This window comes from Shewanella hafniensis (genome assembly GCF_019655335.1).
GTDB classification, from domain to species: Bacteria; Pseudomonadota; Gammaproteobacteria; order Enterobacterales; family Shewanellaceae; genus Shewanella; species Shewanella hafniensis.
This window is the reverse complement of record NZ_BPFD01000043.1, coordinates 26,138-40,548: the sequence shown is the minus strand read 5'-3', so window position 1 is coordinate 40,548 and position 14,411 is coordinate 26,138. Positions and strand designations below refer to the sequence as shown.

Below are 14,411 nucleotides of genomic sequence, written 5' to 3'. Positions count from 1 at the left end.
TTGGAGGTACTCAGGCGGCCTGATTATCAAATCACGGAGAAAGAATTGCTGGCGGCCTGGGTATTATTCGCCAATCAGTTGCTCAAATATGGCTATGCTATGGCTGATTTATGAGGGGATCCTTCAGTGCTATGCGCCCCCATAGACGTTACTTCGATGAACTTTATGTAGACCTAGTCGCAGCCGGTGAGCATTCTGGTTCACTAGACTTGGTTTTCGATCGCGTGGCGACATACAGAGAAAAAACGGAAGCACTCAAATCAAAAATTAAGAAGGCCATGTTCTATCCGGCTGCCGTTGTCATAGTAGCTGTTTTAGTAACAACATTATTATTACTCTTTGTCGTGCCTCAATTTGAGGAGATTTTTAAAGGCTTTGGTGCTGAACTGCCTGCCTTTACTCAATTAGTGCTGCATATTTCCCGCGGCTTACAATCCTCTTGGTACATCTTTCTAGCCGCCATTGTTGGCGGAGTATTTTTGTTTGTGCGGGCGCACCGAAACTCACAAATGGTGCGAGATAGAGTAGACGAAGCTGTGCTAAAAATCCCTGCCATTGGGCCCATATTACACAAAGGTGCCATGGCACGATTCGCCCGGACTTTAGCAACCACATTTGCAGCAGGTGTGCCGTTAATTGATGGCTTAGAATCCGCCGCTGGCGCATCGGGTAATGCGGTATACCGCAAAGCCATTTTAAAAATTCGTCAAGAGGTGATGGCGGGGATGCAGATGAATGTGGCTATGCAGACCACTGGACTTTTCCCCGACATGTTAGTGCAAATGGTGATGATAGGCGAAGAATCCGGCTCACTGGATAATATGCTCAATAAAGTATCAACCATTTACGAAATGCAAGTAGATGATGCGGTTGATGGTTTATCAAGCCTGATAGAACCAATTATGATGGTGGTAATCGGCACTGTCGTCGGCGGGTTAATTGTCGCTATGTATCTTCCTATCTTCCAAATGGGTAAAATCGTCAGCTAATTCATTCGATTCAAATAAAATAAGAAAACTAAATGTCAGAATTTATCTCTCTTTTAGGCCACTCTTTTAATCAGAGTCCTTGGCTCTTTATTACGCTAAGCTTTATTTTTGCCGCTACCATTGGTAGTTTTTTAAATGTGGTGATCCACAGATTTCCTGTGATGATGAAACGGGAGTGGCAGCAAGAATGTAATCAGTATTTGCAGGAATACCACGAAGACATAGTCAAAAAAATAGGGATAGACCAACTCAATAAACCTATCGATGCCTTTCCTGAAAAGTACAATCTTGTTATGCCGGGCTCAGCCTGCCCTAAATGTAAAACCTCAATTAAGCCTTGGCATAATTTGCCTATATTAGGCTGGTTAATGCTCAAGGGAAAATGCGCCGCCTGTCACGCACCGATTTCCGCCCGCTACCCAATAATTGAGTTCATCACAGGGCTGCTTATTGCGACTTTAGCGTGGCACTTTGGTCCAAGCTGGCAATTTGTCTTTGCGAGCATACTGACATTTGTACTTGTCGCCCTTACTGGTATCGATCTTGATGAGATGCTGCTTCCAGATCAAATGACGTTACCGTTACTTTGGCTAGGCTTGATCATCAATCTAAATCATACCTTTGCGAGTCCAACCGATGCCATTATCGGTGCGGCGGCAGGCTATTTGAGCCTGTGGTCCATTTTCTGGTTGTTTAAAATCCTCACAGGCAAGGAAGGCATGGGTTATGGTGACTTTAAACTGCTAGCCGTTTTCGGTGCTTGGCTTGGCTGGCAAATGCTGCCGCTGGTGATTTTACTTTCGTCCCTCGTTGGCGCAGTCGTTGGCATCACTATGATTATCAGTAGACGCCTCAAACAAGGTAATCCCATCCCATTTGGCCCTTATATTGCTGCCGCAGGCTGGATAGCCTTGCTATATGGGCAACAGATTGTCGATTGGTACCTATCGACACTGTAAGAGCATGCAAACTAAGCAGAAAGTGATTCGGAGTATCTTATGTCAAAGTTTGTTGTTGGCCTTACAGGTGGCATCGGCAGCGGTAAAACGACTGTTGCCAATTTATTCGCTGCAGAAGGGATTACCTTAGTCGACGCAGATATCGTTGCCCGCGAGGTGGTCGCTCAAGGTTCAAAAGGACTGGAAGCGATCGTCACTCATTTTGGTACTGAGATATTAACACCTGAGGGTGAACTCGATCGCGCCAAGTTGCGGCAGCGGATATTTAGCCATCCAAAAGAGCGCGAATGGCTAAACCAACTATTACACCCCATGATCCGCCAAGAAATGCTCGCGCAGGTAGAAAAAGCGACCTCTGCCTATGTAATTATGGTCGTGCCCTTGCTATTTGAGAACGGGTTAGATAGGTTAGTCAATCGGACTTTAGTGGTGGATATTTCACCTGAGTTGCAAATAAATCGCACCGTAAAACGTGACAATGTTGATGCATCTCAAGTAAATAACATCATTAACAGCCAATTGAGCCGCAGCGAAAAACTCGCCCGAGCCGATGACATTATTGATAATCAAGGAGAGATATCAACCTTAAAACGAGAGGTGCTAGCATTGCACCAGCGATATTTACAACTTTCTGGTACTGATAACGCCCATGACTGAATTAGTTTACGAACAGCCCTTAAACGAGAAAATTCGCAGCTACTTGCGGCTCGAATACCTCGATAAACAGCTGCAAAGTAATCTAAATCATGACCACCAACATAGATGTTTTTATCCGTTGTTTTCCCTCTGTGAGCTGTCAGAACGCTGTGATTATCGTAACGAAGTATTAAAAGATATTGAGCGGCACTTGCTGCAACTCAGCAAATGGCAAGAATTAGATCACGTCGACCACCAGCAAATAGATCTTTATATCAACGCCCTCACCCAAGCCCGCGAACCGTTGCAAAAGCCCGACCGCTTCGGCTACCAACTAAAACAAGACAGATTCATTTCCGCACTAAGACAACGCTTTGGCATGCCGGGCGCCTGCTGCAACTTCGATCTGCCGCAATTGCATTATTGGCTATCTAAACCTTGGGAAGAAAAACAGCACGATTATCGCACTTGGATAGCGCATTTCGAACCTTTACTCACCCCCATCACACTATTACTCCAACTTACCCGCAGCACAGCCCATTACGACAATGCCGTTGCCCATGCTGGCTTTTATCAGGGCGACAGTGCTCAAGCACTTGCTTTGGTGCGAGTCAAAGTCGATGCCTCCCACGGGTGTTATCCTACGATTAGCGGCCATAAAAACCGTTTTGCAATCCATTTTGTTCAATTTGAACAACAACGCCACTCCGACCGTTCGATTGATTTCTTACTGGCTACCTGTGCATGAAGCCTTTACACTAATGGCCTGAAAGACATTAGTATTGGCGGCCGCTGTATCGCCGTTAACCAAGAGAACAATTATGCCATTGACCGTTAACTGCCCTATCTGCAAAACCCCTGTCGAATGGGTGCCACAATCTGCATTTAAACCTTTTTGCAGCGAGCGCTGTAAGCTCATCGACCTCGGCGATTGGGCATCAGAAAAGCATGTCATTCCGGTTAAAGCCGAATTTGATCCCGAAGCTTTTGATGAATTTGACCTCGATGAAGGCGACTTTTTTAAAGAATAATCCGAAGCGCTAACCGCTCAGCTTACGCCATCACAGCGATTGATTTGCCCAACTCTCTACTCAATAGATAAATATTATGACTAAACGCATCCATGTGGCCGTCGGCATTATTACTAACTCGGCCGGTGACATTCTGTTGGCAAAACGCCCAGACCATTTACATCAAGGTGGGAAATGGGAATTTCCTGGCGGTAAAGTTGAGGCGGGCGAAACGGTTACTCAAGCACTGATCCGTGAACTCAAAGAGGAAGTCGCGCTCGATGTCACCGATAGTCAGCCATTTATGGCGCTGAGTTTCGATTATCCCGATAAACAAGTGCTACTTGATATCCATTCAGTCACAGAGTTTAACGGCACAGCCCAAGGCCTCGAAGGTCAGCTTATCGCTTGGGTCACTAAAGCCGACTTAGTTAATTACGACTTCCCCGACGCTAATAAGCCTATTCTAGAAAAAATTCTCGCCCAGTAATCGAGCCATTTACCTCATTATTTCAATTCGCCCTATCCCCGAATCGCAATTCGGGGATGTGCTTTTTCAATGTCTTAACTCCGCAAACCATGCAATCCTGTGATCGTTAAGCTTATAGATATTAGCAATGCGTGATCTAGCTTGCAGCAAATCAATGATCCGCTTTAATCGCATCAAGAATAATGTTTGAATCAAGCTTCATTCTTTCTCTTCGATTTTAAGGGCGCATCATGCACAATAACGTTAAGGCATTCCTAGCCACTACCGCCTTATTTTTTAGTTGTCAGGTACTAGCTAATGGTGGCTGTGGATTTGAAGAACAACAACAGGGCTTAATTGCGACCTGCAGCGAGGAGAAACAAGAAGTGATTTTAACTGGCATAGTAGAAGCACAACATTTAGTCACAGATCTCAATGAGTTTGCCGAAGGATATAAATCCTACCAAGTTGACACTGCGGCAATCACCCCGCTTAAAAGCGTTACTGAACCTACAGAAATTGTAGTGATCATTGGTACTTGGTGTCCAGATTGTCACCGTGAAACACCGCGCTTTATCCGTATCATGGAAGACGTCGCCAATCCCAATATTAAAGTGACCTATATTGGTGTCGACCGGACGAAGACAGATCCCGAAGGCTTAGCTGCCAAATACGACTTTACCCGTATTCCAACCTTTATTGTGCTACAGCAAGGTAAAGAAGTTGGCCGTATCGTTGAGCGCCCAACCGTTTCCTTAGAAAAAGATCTCGCCGATTTATTGAAATAAGTGACGCAGTACAAACAATAAAGGCCGCATAGCGGCCTTTGGTTTTTATCCATTCAAAGAAAGCTTAGCTCGCTTCGTCAATAATTCGCTGCGCGAGCATCACTAAAACGCCTTCACGTAACGCGCCGCCAGATAAGGCTAAATGCTCGATCCCCAGCAACTCAAACAAAGCCAACAAAATAGCGACACCCGCTGCAAAAGTCGGTGCCCGCTCGCTACAAAGTCCAGCGATCCCCGTTAAGCTAATGTCTTCTTGTGCGAGAATTTCAGCCTTCAGCTGAGTGAGCACATCGAGCGTTATCGTTTCAGATAAGCCACGGTGAAGCAGGACTTCAACCACAGATTGTACCGCGCCAGAGGCACCAACAACACAATGCCAACCGAGATCGCGTAGGGTTTGTCTATGCTCAGCTAATGCGGTTAGCACTTGCTGCTTGGCATCATCGAAATCTAACTGTTGCAGCGGCAAGCTACTAAAAAATTGGCGATTATAAGTCACGCTACCGAAAGGCAAACTGGTTTTGAACAACACTTGATGCCCATCACCGATAATAAACTCAGTACTCGCCCCGCCGATATCTATCACTAAACGGCGGCCTTGACCACAGGTGGTCGCCACCATACCTTGATAGATAAACTCAGCTTCACGCATGCCTGAAATGATTTCAATTGGATGACCTAAGAGCGGCAATGCACGCCGATTAAACTCATCGGCATTGCTGATACTGCGAAGGGTTGCGGTAGCAATCACAGCCACATGATGTGCTTCAATCTTATGTTGCACCAACATTTGGGCAAACATACTCAAACAGTCGAGGCCGCGCTGCATCACGTCATGGCTTAAGTTGCCATCGTCGCCTATGCCTTCGGCAAGTCTCACCTTGCGTTTATATTTCGCAATAATATGTGGCTGACCCCCACGCGTTTTGGCGATCAGCATATTAAAACTATTTGAGCCTAATGTTATAGCGGCATAAGCGGGTGTTGGCATTTACGAATGTCTACGTGTCCTATCATGACGAGGAGGGCGAGCACCACTGCGTTGCGCACCAGTTCGGCTTGCACCTGTACGATCACGCAGGTTTCGAGTGCCGCTCGGGTGTTTACGGTGGATCTTCGCTGGCGTTGGAATATCGGCCAATAAAGCTTCACTGTCGTAATTACTCACTGGAATCGAATGATTAATATAGCTTTCGATTGCTGGCAAGTTTAGCGCGTACTCTTCACAGGCAAAGCTTATCGACATGCCCTTATTACCCGCACGACCCGTACGACCGATTCGGTGAACATAATCTTCACAATCATCAGGTAAATCATAGTTATACACGTGTGAAACGTCAGAAATATGTAAACCACGAGCCGCGACATCGGTAGCAACTAATATATCTAACTCACCACTGGTAAACTGCTCAAGGATACGAATACGTTTTTTCTGTGGCACATCACCCGTTAACAAACCTACGCGATGTCCATCACCTTCAAGCCAAGACCAAAGCGTTTCACAGCTGTGCTTAGTGTTAGAGAAAACGATGGCTTTTTCTGGCCAATCTTCTTCAATTAAGGTCAGCAGCAAACGCATCTTCTCTTCTTGCGAAGGATAGAAGATTTCTTCTTTGATGTTTTTAGAGGTTTTTTCTTCGGGGGCGATTTCGACTTTAACCGGCTCGTTCATATGATCATAAGCCAGCTCTTGTACTTTCATCGACAAGGTTGCCGAAAATAGCATATTAAGACGTTGATTTGCCTCAGGCATACGTCTAAACAAGAAGCGGATATCTTTGATAAAACCTAGATCGAACATACGATCGGCTTCATCTAATACCACTGCCTGAATTGAATTCAAGCCAATAATACCTTGGCGAACGTAGTCGATAATTCGACCCGTAGTACCAATCAAGATATCAACACCTTGATCTAATACTTTACGCTGAATGTCGTAACTTTCGCCGCCATAAACAATACCCACCTTCAAGCGAGTATGCCTAGCAAGTAAAATGGCGTCTTTAGCAATCTGAATCGCCAGCTCACGAGTTGGAGCCATAATGATGGCGCGGGGCTGATTAATCAGTCGACCTTCAGGTATCGGAGTCGATAATAAATGATTAAAAGTAGCAACCAAGAAGGCCATTGTCTTACCTGTGCCCGTTTGAGCTTGGCCTGCAATATCCTTTGATTGAAGTAATACTGGCAATGATAACGCCTGGATCGGCGTACAAAACTCGAAGCCATTCTCGGCAAGGGCCTGTTTAACCTCAGGATGTAGAGGTAGGTCGGCAAACCTTTGGGTAGATAGATGTGTTTCGCTCATAGCGCAAGCTTACCTGTTGAGGTTGCAATAAGATACTCGATCGTTTGAAATAGCCACATTGTAAAAAGGTAACTTGAAAAGCTATTTTTCAGCCCCAATATACATGGTAAGCCATTAACAAACCAGCAATGGCACCCAAACTGGAGAACATCATGAGCGATAAAATTATATACCTGAGCGACGACAGCTTCGAAAACGACGTATTAAAGTCTGATTTACCAGTATTGGTAGACTTCTGGGCCGAGTGGTGTGGCCCTTGTAAAATGATCGCTCCAATTTTAGACGATGTGTCTGAAGAATATGCAGGCCGCGTAACTATCGCTAAATTAAACGTTGACCAAAACAATGTTTCTCCAGCGAAATATGGCGTTCGTGGCATCCCAACTTTACTGTTATTCAAGAACGGCGAATTAGCCGCAACTAAAGTTGGTGCGCTATCAAAAACGCAATTAAAAGAGTTTATCGACGCGCAAATCTAATTTGATGTCGTAATGAGTGACCTCCGGCACAAGCTATAAATTAATTGTGCCGGAATTTCCCTAAATTTCTGGACGCCCCGCTTTGTTAGTGCTACTTTAATAACCAGATTCTTTCTAATAACCTCTTCTCGCTCGTCAATCACTATCCTGAATTACATCCTTACTGATTGATCGCGGTAAGCTTTGTCGCGTAACACAAGACCCCCAAAATGAACTTAACTGAATTAAAAGACACGCCGATTTCTGACCTAGTCTCGCTAGCTGAAAATATGAAGCTCGAAAATATGGCCCGCGCTCGCAAGCAGGACATTATTTTCTCAATCCTTAAAGCCCACGCAAAAAGTGGAGAAGACATTTTCGGTGGTGGGGTATTAGAAATACTCCAAGACGGTTTCGGCTTCTTACGCAGCTCAGACGGTTCTTATTTAGCTGGTCCAGATGACATCTATGTCTCACCAAGCCAAATTCGCCGCTTCAACATGCGAACGGGTGATACCATTTTTGGTAAAATTCGCCCACCAAAAGAAGGCGAGCGTTATTTTGCTCTATTGAAAGTCAACGAAGTTAACTTCGATAAACCAGAAAACTCCCGTAATAAAATCCTCTTTGAAAACTTAACCCCACTCCACGCAGAAGAACGTATGCGTATGGAGCGCGGCAACGGCTCAACTGAAGATATTACCGCGCGTATTCTGGATTTATGCTCACCAATTGGTAAAGGTCAACGTGGTTTGATCGTTGCACCACCAAAAGCTGGTAAAACGCTATTACTTCAAGGTATTGCTCAAAGCATCAGCTACAACAACCCAGAAGTGGTGTTGATGGTATTACTGATCGACGAACGCCCAGAAGAAGTAACTGAGATGCAGCGCCTCGTTAAAGGCGAAGTTATCGCATCAACCTTCGATGAGCCAGCCAGCCGCCACGTTCAAGTTGCCGAAATGGTGATTGAAAAAGCAAAACGCTTGGTTGAGCACAAGAAAGACGTGGTTATTCTACTCGACTCAATCACCCGTTTAGCCCGTGCTTATAACACTGTTATCCCGTCATCGGGCAAAGTGTTAACTGGTGGTGTGGATGCGAACGCCCTGCACCGTCCAAAACGCTTCTTCGGTGCGGCACGTAACATCGAACACGGCGGCAGCTTGACCATTATCGCCACTGCTTTGGTTGATACCGGTTCTAAGATGGACGAAGTGATCTACGAAGAATTTAAAGGTACAGGTAACCAAGAGCTACATTTGTCACGTAAAGCGGCAGAAAAGCGTGTGTTCCCAGCCATTGACTTCAACCGCAGCGGTACCCGTCGTGAAGAAAAACTCACGACTCAAGAAGAACTGCAAAAAATGTGGATCCTGCGTAAGATCCTCAATCCTATGGATGAAGTCAGCGCAATGGAATTCTTAATCGATAAATTGGCGATGACCAAGACTAACGAAGAGTTCTTTACCGCCATGAAACGCACTAAGTCTTAAATCTCACTCAGTGAGTCTCTAAACTAAAAGCCGCATTATGCGGCTTTTTTGTTATCTAAGATTTTTTCACTGCTAATATTTTACTCAAGTTTTTACTCAAAGCCTGTGTTCGCTGCCGGAGCATTTCCCGCAGTAAGAGCACGACAGGCGTGACATGCTCGCGCCCTGGACACACTAAATACAAATCGACGGGCTCACCTTGATACTCAGGCAACAAACGCACTAATCGCCCTGAGATTAAGTCATCGGCCAGATCTAGACTCGACTTAAAGACCAACCCTTTACCAGCCACAGCCCAACGGCGAGCAATTTCCGCATCGTTAGCACTACGATTGCCCGTGACACGCACTTTGAATTCTTGGCCATCACGCCTAAATTGCCATTGATCGTGCGTTCGCTCATCTAACTTATAAAACAAGCAATTATGCTCAACTAATTGTTCTAGTGAATCAGGTACACCAAACTCGGCCAGATATTCTGGCGAGGCGCACAGGACACGGTCAACACTGCAGAGCGGAAATGCCACTTGGTTTGAGTCCTGCGGTTTGCCGTAACGCACTGCGACATCAATTTTATCGTGGTAAAAACTGCTGATGTTGTCGCCAAGGTGTAAACGCACTTGCAGCTGCGGGAAATCGAGCAAAAATTCATCGAGCCAAGGCACAAATAGATTACGACCAAAGTCTGAAGAAACCGACAGGCTTAAGGTGCCGGATATTTTACCTTTATCACTGGCGATAGCCTGTTCGCCAAGCGCTAAATCGCTTAGCGCACGTCGGCAATGAATAAGATAACGTTCACCTTGCACAGTCAAACGTAAGCTGCGTGTCGTGCGGATAAATAAACTAGTATCAAGCTGTTTCTCAAGCCGTTTTATTGCAGCGCTGGCAGAAGCGGCGGAGATATCCATCTCGGCTGCTGCGGCAGATATATTGCCGCAATCAGCGACTCGCACGAACAAAGCTAAATCATTAATCAACATGATTATCAAAAATCCTTTGAAAAAATTACAAACTTTACCCTGTTTATCTCTTGGCTAATATTCCACACAATGGCTACTCGATACAAGTAGACTCAAGCAAATAGACTCAAGCCAGTACACTCAGAGGAATTAACATGAAAGCCATTGGTTACCGAACTGCAGGTGCAATCACAGCACCCAATGCATTAGAAAACATCACGTTAGCCGAACCGACGGCAACGGGTTTTGACCTCTTGGTGGAAGTCAAAGCCATTTCTGTCAATCCGGTTGATACAAAAATCCGTGCATCTAGCTCTGCACCTGCAGGCGAATACAAAATTATCGGCTGGGATGCGGTCGGTGTCGTCAAAGCCGTTGGCGAAAACGTCAGCCTTTTCAAGGTCGGTGATGAAGTGTGGTACGCGGGCGATATTAGTCGCAGCGGAAGTTATGCAGAATATCAATTGGTTGATGAACGAATTGTCGGCCATAAACCTAAGAGTCTAACCTATGCCCAAGCCGCGGCATTACCTTTAACGGGGATTACAGCATGGGAGATTTTATTCGACCGTTTAGCTTTACCCCAAGATGGTTCGGCAACTGACGCCCGTATTTTAATTATCGGTGCGGCCGGCGGTGTGGGTTCAATCATCACTCAGCTTGCAGTAAAACTCACAGGTGCAGAAGTGATAGGCACTGCATCTCGTCCAGAATCCGCCGCTTGGGTGCATAAGCTTGGTGCCGATGCTGTTATCGACCACACCAAGCCACTTTCGCAGGAACTTGCCAATATTGGCATTACTGATGTGACCCATGTGATTAGCTTAACCCAAACCGATCAGCATTTTGATGAAATAGTACAAGTGCTTAAGCCACAAGGAAAACTAGCACTAATCGACGATCCTAAGGGGCCATTAGATGTGATGAAACTTAAGCGTAAAAGCTTATCCTTACACTGGGAACTGATGTTTACCCGTAGTCTTTATCAAACCGAGGATATGGTAGCGCAACATCACTTACTCAACCGCTTAAGCGCCCTTATCGATACAGGCGAGTTACAGAGTACGTTCGGTGAACACTACGGCACCATTAATGCCCAAAATTTAATCAAAGCTCACGCTCAGATAGAGTCTGGCAAAGCGATCGGTAAAATTGTTTTAGAAGGTTTTAACCAATGAAAATAACAGTATTTGCCCAAATCATAGCGAATCAAGGCCAAAGCGATACGCTATTTAAGATACTCAAGCAACTCGTGACAGACACTCATACCGAGGCAGGCTGCATCGAATACAAACTGCATCACTCATTAGATGATGAAAATATCTTCTGGATGTACGAAATTTGGCAATCCCAAGCAGCATTGGATGAACATATGGCGAGTACGCACTTTCAAGCATTTGTCGCCCAAACCGCAGACATAATCAATCGAGCTGACATTCACAAAAGCTACGCCTGCTAATCAACAAAAAAGCGCCAAACACATTGGCGCTTTTCATCATTTATCACTTATCGAATCAAAGTCATGGCCATCTTGCGGCGTAAATACGCGATTTGCTGCATGTGTGGCAAATCCTTAGGACAGTTGTCTTGGCAGCCGAGTAAAGTCATGCAGCCAAACACGCCATCCTGATTGCCAATCACATGGTAAAAATCCTCGGCAGTACGAGCGTCACGGCTGTCCATCTCAAAACGAGCTATTTTCATCATGCCCACAGCGCCGACAAAAGTTTCACGCATTTGTTTAGTCGCACAGGCAGAAACACACACGCCACATTCAACGCAGCGCTCTAGCTCATACAAACGCGCAGCTTCATCTGGATCCATAGGATCTTCAAGTCGATGCACGCTGATATCGTTAGATTTTGGATGTAACCACAGCTTTAAGCGTTCGGCCAGTTCCCGCATAAACTTACCAGTATTAACCGAGAGATCACCAATCAACTCAAAACCTGGCAGCGGCATTAAGGTGATTTCGCCCTTAGGGTATTTGGCCGTTAAGGTGCGGCAAGCTAGCGTCGGGAAACCGTTGATCACCATAGCGCAGCTACCACAGATGCCAGCACGACAGACAAAGTCGAACTGCAATGAAGTGTCTTGTTCTTCCCTGAGTTTATTAAGGGCGATAAATACCGTCATCCCCGGCGTTTCGGTAAGCTGATAACGCACCATTTTCGGCTTATCGTTTGGCTCCTGCGGATCATAACGAAAGATATTAAAGGTTAACTGGCGACCTTGGCTCATTATGATTTTTCTCCTAACGCATTGGCAGATGGGCTTTTTAAGGTATCACTCAAACGTTCATTATTAGGCTGTAAGCTTTCGGGTAATTCAAAGGGCATAAGCGCCCGCTGCCGTTGATAACGGTCCGCATCCTCACCTAGCTCAGCTAAAATATTGGCAATCTGCTGCTCACGTTTTTCGGTGTCGGGATGCACTATGGCGTTGTTGATGCCATAGCCACGATAGCCCGGCGGGAGTTCCATCTTCATCACATCGAGCGCTTCGTAATTCAGCACAGGTTCGAGCGCATCGGCATCGGGCCAACTGGCCAAGGTGCGATTTAGCCAATCACGGTCATTACGCTGTGGAAAATCCTCACGGGCATGGGCACCGCGACTCTCTGTTCGCGCCGCGGCGCCGCAGGCTACGGTTAGCGCCACTTTCAGCATACGCTTGACCCGCAGGGCTTCGACCAGCTCAGGATTGGCGTGACGTTTTTTACACTTAAGCCCGAGTTTACGAGAACGTTCCAGCAACACTTTAAGTTCAGCGACCGCCTTATCAAGCTCGGGGCCATTACGGAAAATCCCCACATAATCCATCATGATGCGCTGCATTTCACGTTTGAGGGCAAAGGCGCTCTCGTGGCCATCACCTTCGATCAGCAGATCAATTTCACTCTGCACCTGCTGCATAAAGCGTTCTGCAAGCTGAGTGTCAATCTCAAGGCTATTGTTCTCACAAAAATCGGCGACATATTTACCGATAATCATGCCGCCAACCACGGTTTCGGCCAACGAATTACCGCCTAAACGGTTAAAGCCATGCATATCCCAACAGGCAGCCTCACCGACACTGAACAAACCTTTAAGCTGTGGACTTTCACCCGTGGCATTGGTTCGAATGCCACCCATGGAATAATGCTGGGTTGGGCGCACTGGGATCCAATCTTTAGCGGGATCGATACCGAGGAAGTTTTCACAAATTTCCTGCACTTCACGCAGGTTGGTTTCGATATGTTTGCGACCTAACAGAGTGATATCCAGCCACAGATGCGGCCCATAGGGGCTATCGACGCCTTTACCTTTACGTATGTGCTCTGTCATGCGGCGTGATACCACATCCCGCGATGCCAACTCTTTCTTATCGGACTCATAGTCTGGCATAAAGCGGTAACCGTCTTTATCACGCAATAAACCGCCATCTCCACGGCAGCCTTCTGTGGTTAAAATGCCCACGGGCACGATAGCAGTGGGATGGAATTGTACCGCTTCCATATTGCCAAGGGTGGCAACGCCGGTTTCTAGCGCGAGCGCTTGGCCTATCCCTTCGCAGATAATCGCATTGGTCGACACTTCATAAATTCGGCCATATCCACCAGTGGCGATGGTGGTGGACTTAGCCACATAAGCCCTCAGTTCACCGGTTATCAAACAGCGAGCGATTACCCCATGGCAGCGCTTACCATCGTGAATAAGTGCCAACGCTTCGATACGTTCATGGACGGGAATATCCATAGAAATCGCTTTATTATCCATGGCATACAACAGCGAATGACCCGTACCATCGGCCGTATAGCAAGTGCGCCATTTTTTTGTGCCGCCAAAGTCACGGGCGTTAATTAGTCCATGGGCTTCCTGCGCCTCATGCAGCGTCACTTTTTGCGCGTTAACGATCACATCTCTTGGGCCAGCACTCACCCTCGACCAAGGTACGCCCCACGTCGCCAATTCACGCACCGCCTTAGGTGCACAGTGAGCAAACATCCGCGCGACATCTTGATCGCAGCCCCAATCGGAACCTTTTACCGTATCTTGAAAATGCACGTCTTCATCATCGCCCATGCCTTTTACGGCATTGCCTAAGCTCGCCTGCATGCCGCCTTGGGCAGCTGCAGAGTGGGAACGTTTTGCAGGAATGAGTGACAGGACTAAGGTATCGAGTCCACGTTCTTTGGACGCGATGGCGACCCTTAAGCCAGCAAGTCCGGCACCTACCACCAATGAATCGGTATAAATCAGTTTCACGCCTGCTCCTTAATCGGGTCATTTATTCTTATGTAGTTTGCGGTGTTCGACATTCTATTCACGATTAGCTTATTCATTGATTTACTTATT

Annotated in this window: 15 protein-coding genes and 1 pseudogene; 11 read left to right on the top strand and 5 right to left on the bottom strand. The window is 46.4% G+C overall.

Translation table 11 applies throughout. The annotated features are described in order from the left end of the window. Nucleotides 1-128 precede the first annotated feature (128 nt). The 7 genes and pseudogenes from K5Q99_RS13255 to K5Q99_RS13225 form a co-directional block, all read left to right on the top strand. A pseudogene (locus tag K5Q99_RS13255) lies at nucleotides 129-989 on the top strand (type II secretion system F family protein); the annotation flags it as partial. A gap of 32 nt (nucleotides 990-1,021) precedes the next feature. Next, entirely contained in the window at nucleotides 1,022-1,948 is a 927-nt protein-coding gene (locus tag K5Q99_RS13250; protein ID WP_220777130.1) for a prepilin peptidase, read from the top strand. Between the two features lie 39 nt (nucleotides 1,949-1,987). Next, nucleotides 1,988-2,605 carry a dephospho-CoA kinase gene (gene coaE, locus K5Q99_RS13245; protein WP_220777129.1) on the top strand — a complete coding sequence of 206 codons (618 nt, stop codon included), beginning with the start codon at nucleotides 1,988-1,990 and terminating at the stop codon, nucleotides 2,603-2,605. After that, nucleotides 2,598-3,332: a cell division protein ZapD gene (gene zapD / locus K5Q99_RS13240; protein WP_220777128.1), complete on the top strand. Its 735-nt coding sequence runs from the start codon at nucleotides 2,598-2,600 to the stop codon at nucleotides 3,330-3,332. Before coaE ends, zapD begins: the two co-directional genes overlap by 8 nt. A 73-nt stretch (nucleotides 3,333-3,405) precedes the next feature. Continuing rightward, a complete protein-coding gene (gene yacG, locus K5Q99_RS13235; protein ID WP_220777127.1) occupies nucleotides 3,406-3,615 on the top strand; it encodes a DNA gyrase inhibitor YacG in 210 nt (69 codons plus the stop codon). Between the two features lie 76 nt (nucleotides 3,616-3,691). Then, nucleotides 3,692-4,084, top strand: coding sequence for an 8-oxo-dGTP diphosphatase MutT (gene mutT / locus K5Q99_RS13230; protein ID WP_220591293.1), 393 nt, complete (start codon nucleotides 3,692-3,694; stop codon nucleotides 4,082-4,084). Between the two features lie 230 nt (nucleotides 4,085-4,314). Further along, complete coding sequence (locus K5Q99_RS13225) at nucleotides 4,315-4,851, top strand: thioredoxin family protein (RefSeq protein WP_220591294.1); 537 nt, start codon at nucleotides 4,315-4,317, stop codon at nucleotides 4,849-4,851. Nucleotides 4,852-4,915: 64 nt separating this feature from the next. Here K5Q99_RS13225 and K5Q99_RS13220 read toward each other — a convergent pair whose 3' ends face one another. Together K5Q99_RS13220 and rhlB are read right to left on the bottom strand one after the other, a co-directional pair. Beyond that, nucleotides 4,916-5,842, bottom strand: a complete 927-nt coding sequence (locus K5Q99_RS13220) for a Ppx/GppA phosphatase family protein (RefSeq protein WP_220777126.1) — start codon at nucleotides 5,840-5,842, stop codon at nucleotides 4,916-4,918. Beyond that, on the bottom strand, nucleotides 5,843-7,159 hold the full coding sequence (rhlB, locus tag K5Q99_RS13215; protein ID WP_220777125.1) for an ATP-dependent RNA helicase RhlB: 1,317 nt from the start codon (nucleotides 7,157-7,159) through the stop codon (nucleotides 5,843-5,845). It lies immediately after the preceding gene. Nucleotides 7,160-7,311: 152 nt separating this feature from the next. On the opposite strand from rhlB, the gene trxA reads away from it, so the two are divergent. Both trxA and rho read left to right on the top strand, forming a co-directional pair. Beyond that, on the top strand, nucleotides 7,312-7,638 hold the full coding sequence (gene trxA, locus K5Q99_RS13210; protein ID WP_006083360.1) for a thioredoxin TrxA: 327 nt from the start codon (nucleotides 7,312-7,314) through the stop codon (nucleotides 7,636-7,638). Nucleotides 7,639-7,847: 209 nt separating this feature from the next. Next, complete coding sequence (gene rho / locus K5Q99_RS13205) at nucleotides 7,848-9,113, top strand: transcription termination factor Rho (RefSeq protein WP_011787892.1); 1,266 nt, start codon at nucleotides 7,848-7,850, stop codon at nucleotides 9,111-9,113. Nucleotides 9,114-9,168: 55 nt separating this feature from the next. Here rho and K5Q99_RS13200 read toward each other — a convergent pair whose 3' ends face one another. Beyond that, nucleotides 9,169-10,095 carry a LysR family transcriptional regulator gene (locus tag K5Q99_RS13200; protein WP_220777124.1) on the bottom strand — a complete coding sequence of 309 codons (927 nt, stop codon included), beginning with the start codon at nucleotides 10,093-10,095 and terminating at the stop codon, nucleotides 9,169-9,171. Between the two features lie 134 nt (nucleotides 10,096-10,229). Between K5Q99_RS13200 and K5Q99_RS13195 the strand changes: the two genes are divergently transcribed. Next, the gene (locus K5Q99_RS13195) at nucleotides 10,230-11,252 is read left to right on the top strand and encodes a zinc-binding alcohol dehydrogenase family protein (protein WP_220777123.1); all 1,023 of its coding nucleotides are present in this window, start codon (nucleotides 10,230-10,232) and stop codon (nucleotides 11,250-11,252) included. After that, a complete protein-coding gene (locus K5Q99_RS13190; protein ID WP_168825853.1) occupies nucleotides 11,249-11,533 on the top strand; it encodes a putative quinol monooxygenase in 285 nt (94 codons plus the stop codon). The genes K5Q99_RS13195 and K5Q99_RS13190 overlap by 4 nt, the downstream gene beginning before the upstream one ends. Before the next feature lie 47 nt (nucleotides 11,534-11,580). Here the strand turns inward: K5Q99_RS13190 and K5Q99_RS13185 are convergent, their stop codons facing one another. Next, entirely contained in the window at nucleotides 11,581-12,315 is a 735-nt protein-coding gene (locus tag K5Q99_RS13185; protein ID WP_220777122.1) for a fumarate reductase iron-sulfur subunit, read from the bottom strand. After that, complete coding sequence (locus tag K5Q99_RS13180; protein ID WP_106649205.1) at nucleotides 12,315-14,321, bottom strand: fumarate reductase flavoprotein subunit; 2,007 nt, start codon at nucleotides 14,319-14,321, stop codon at nucleotides 12,315-12,317. The genes K5Q99_RS13185 and K5Q99_RS13180 overlap by 1 nt, the downstream gene beginning before the upstream one ends. Nucleotides 14,322-14,411 lie beyond the last annotated feature (90 nt).

What these genes read in the sequence shown, in the direction of transcription:
- rho (WP_011787892.1), top strand. Translation starts at nt 7,848, where the DNA reads ATGAACTTAACTGAATTAAAAGACACGCCGATTTCTGACCTAGTCTCG.
- trxA (WP_006083360.1), top strand. Translation starts at nt 7,312, where the DNA reads ATGAGCGATAAAATTATATACCTGAGCGACGACAGCTTCGAAAACGAC.
- zapD (WP_220777128.1), top strand. Translation starts at nt 2,598, where the DNA reads ATGACTGAATTAGTTTACGAACAGCCCTTAAACGAGAAAATTCGCAGC.
- K5Q99_RS13200 (WP_220777124.1), bottom strand. Translation starts at nt 10,095, where the DNA reads ATGTTGATTAATGATTTAGCTTTGTTCGTGCGAGTCGCTGATTGCGGC.
- K5Q99_RS13190 (WP_168825853.1), top strand. Translation starts at nt 11,249, where the DNA reads ATGAAAATAACAGTATTTGCCCAAATCATAGCGAATCAAGGCCAAAGC.
- yacG (WP_220777127.1), top strand. Translation starts at nt 3,406, where the DNA reads ATGCCATTGACCGTTAACTGCCCTATCTGCAAAACCCCTGTCGAATGG.
- K5Q99_RS13225 (WP_220591294.1), top strand. Translation starts at nt 4,315, where the DNA reads ATGCACAATAACGTTAAGGCATTCCTAGCCACTACCGCCTTATTTTTT.
- coaE (WP_220777129.1), top strand. Translation starts at nt 1,988, where the DNA reads ATGTCAAAGTTTGTTGTTGGCCTTACAGGTGGCATCGGCAGCGGTAAA.
- K5Q99_RS13195 (WP_220777123.1), top strand. Translation starts at nt 10,230, where the DNA reads ATGAAAGCCATTGGTTACCGAACTGCAGGTGCAATCACAGCACCCAAT.
- rhlB (WP_220777125.1), bottom strand. Translation starts at nt 7,159, where the DNA reads ATGAGCGAAACACATCTATCTACCCAAAGGTTTGCCGACCTACCTCTA.
- mutT (WP_220591293.1), top strand. Translation starts at nt 3,692, where the DNA reads ATGACTAAACGCATCCATGTGGCCGTCGGCATTATTACTAACTCGGCC.
- K5Q99_RS13250 (WP_220777130.1), top strand. Translation starts at nt 1,022, where the DNA reads ATGTCAGAATTTATCTCTCTTTTAGGCCACTCTTTTAATCAGAGTCCT.
- K5Q99_RS13185 (WP_220777122.1), bottom strand. Translation starts at nt 12,315, where the DNA reads ATGAGCCAAGGTCGCCAGTTAACCTTTAATATCTTTCGTTATGATCCG.
- K5Q99_RS13220 (WP_220777126.1), bottom strand. Translation starts at nt 5,842, where the DNA reads ATGCCAACACCCGCTTATGCCGCTATAACATTAGGCTCAAATAGTTTT.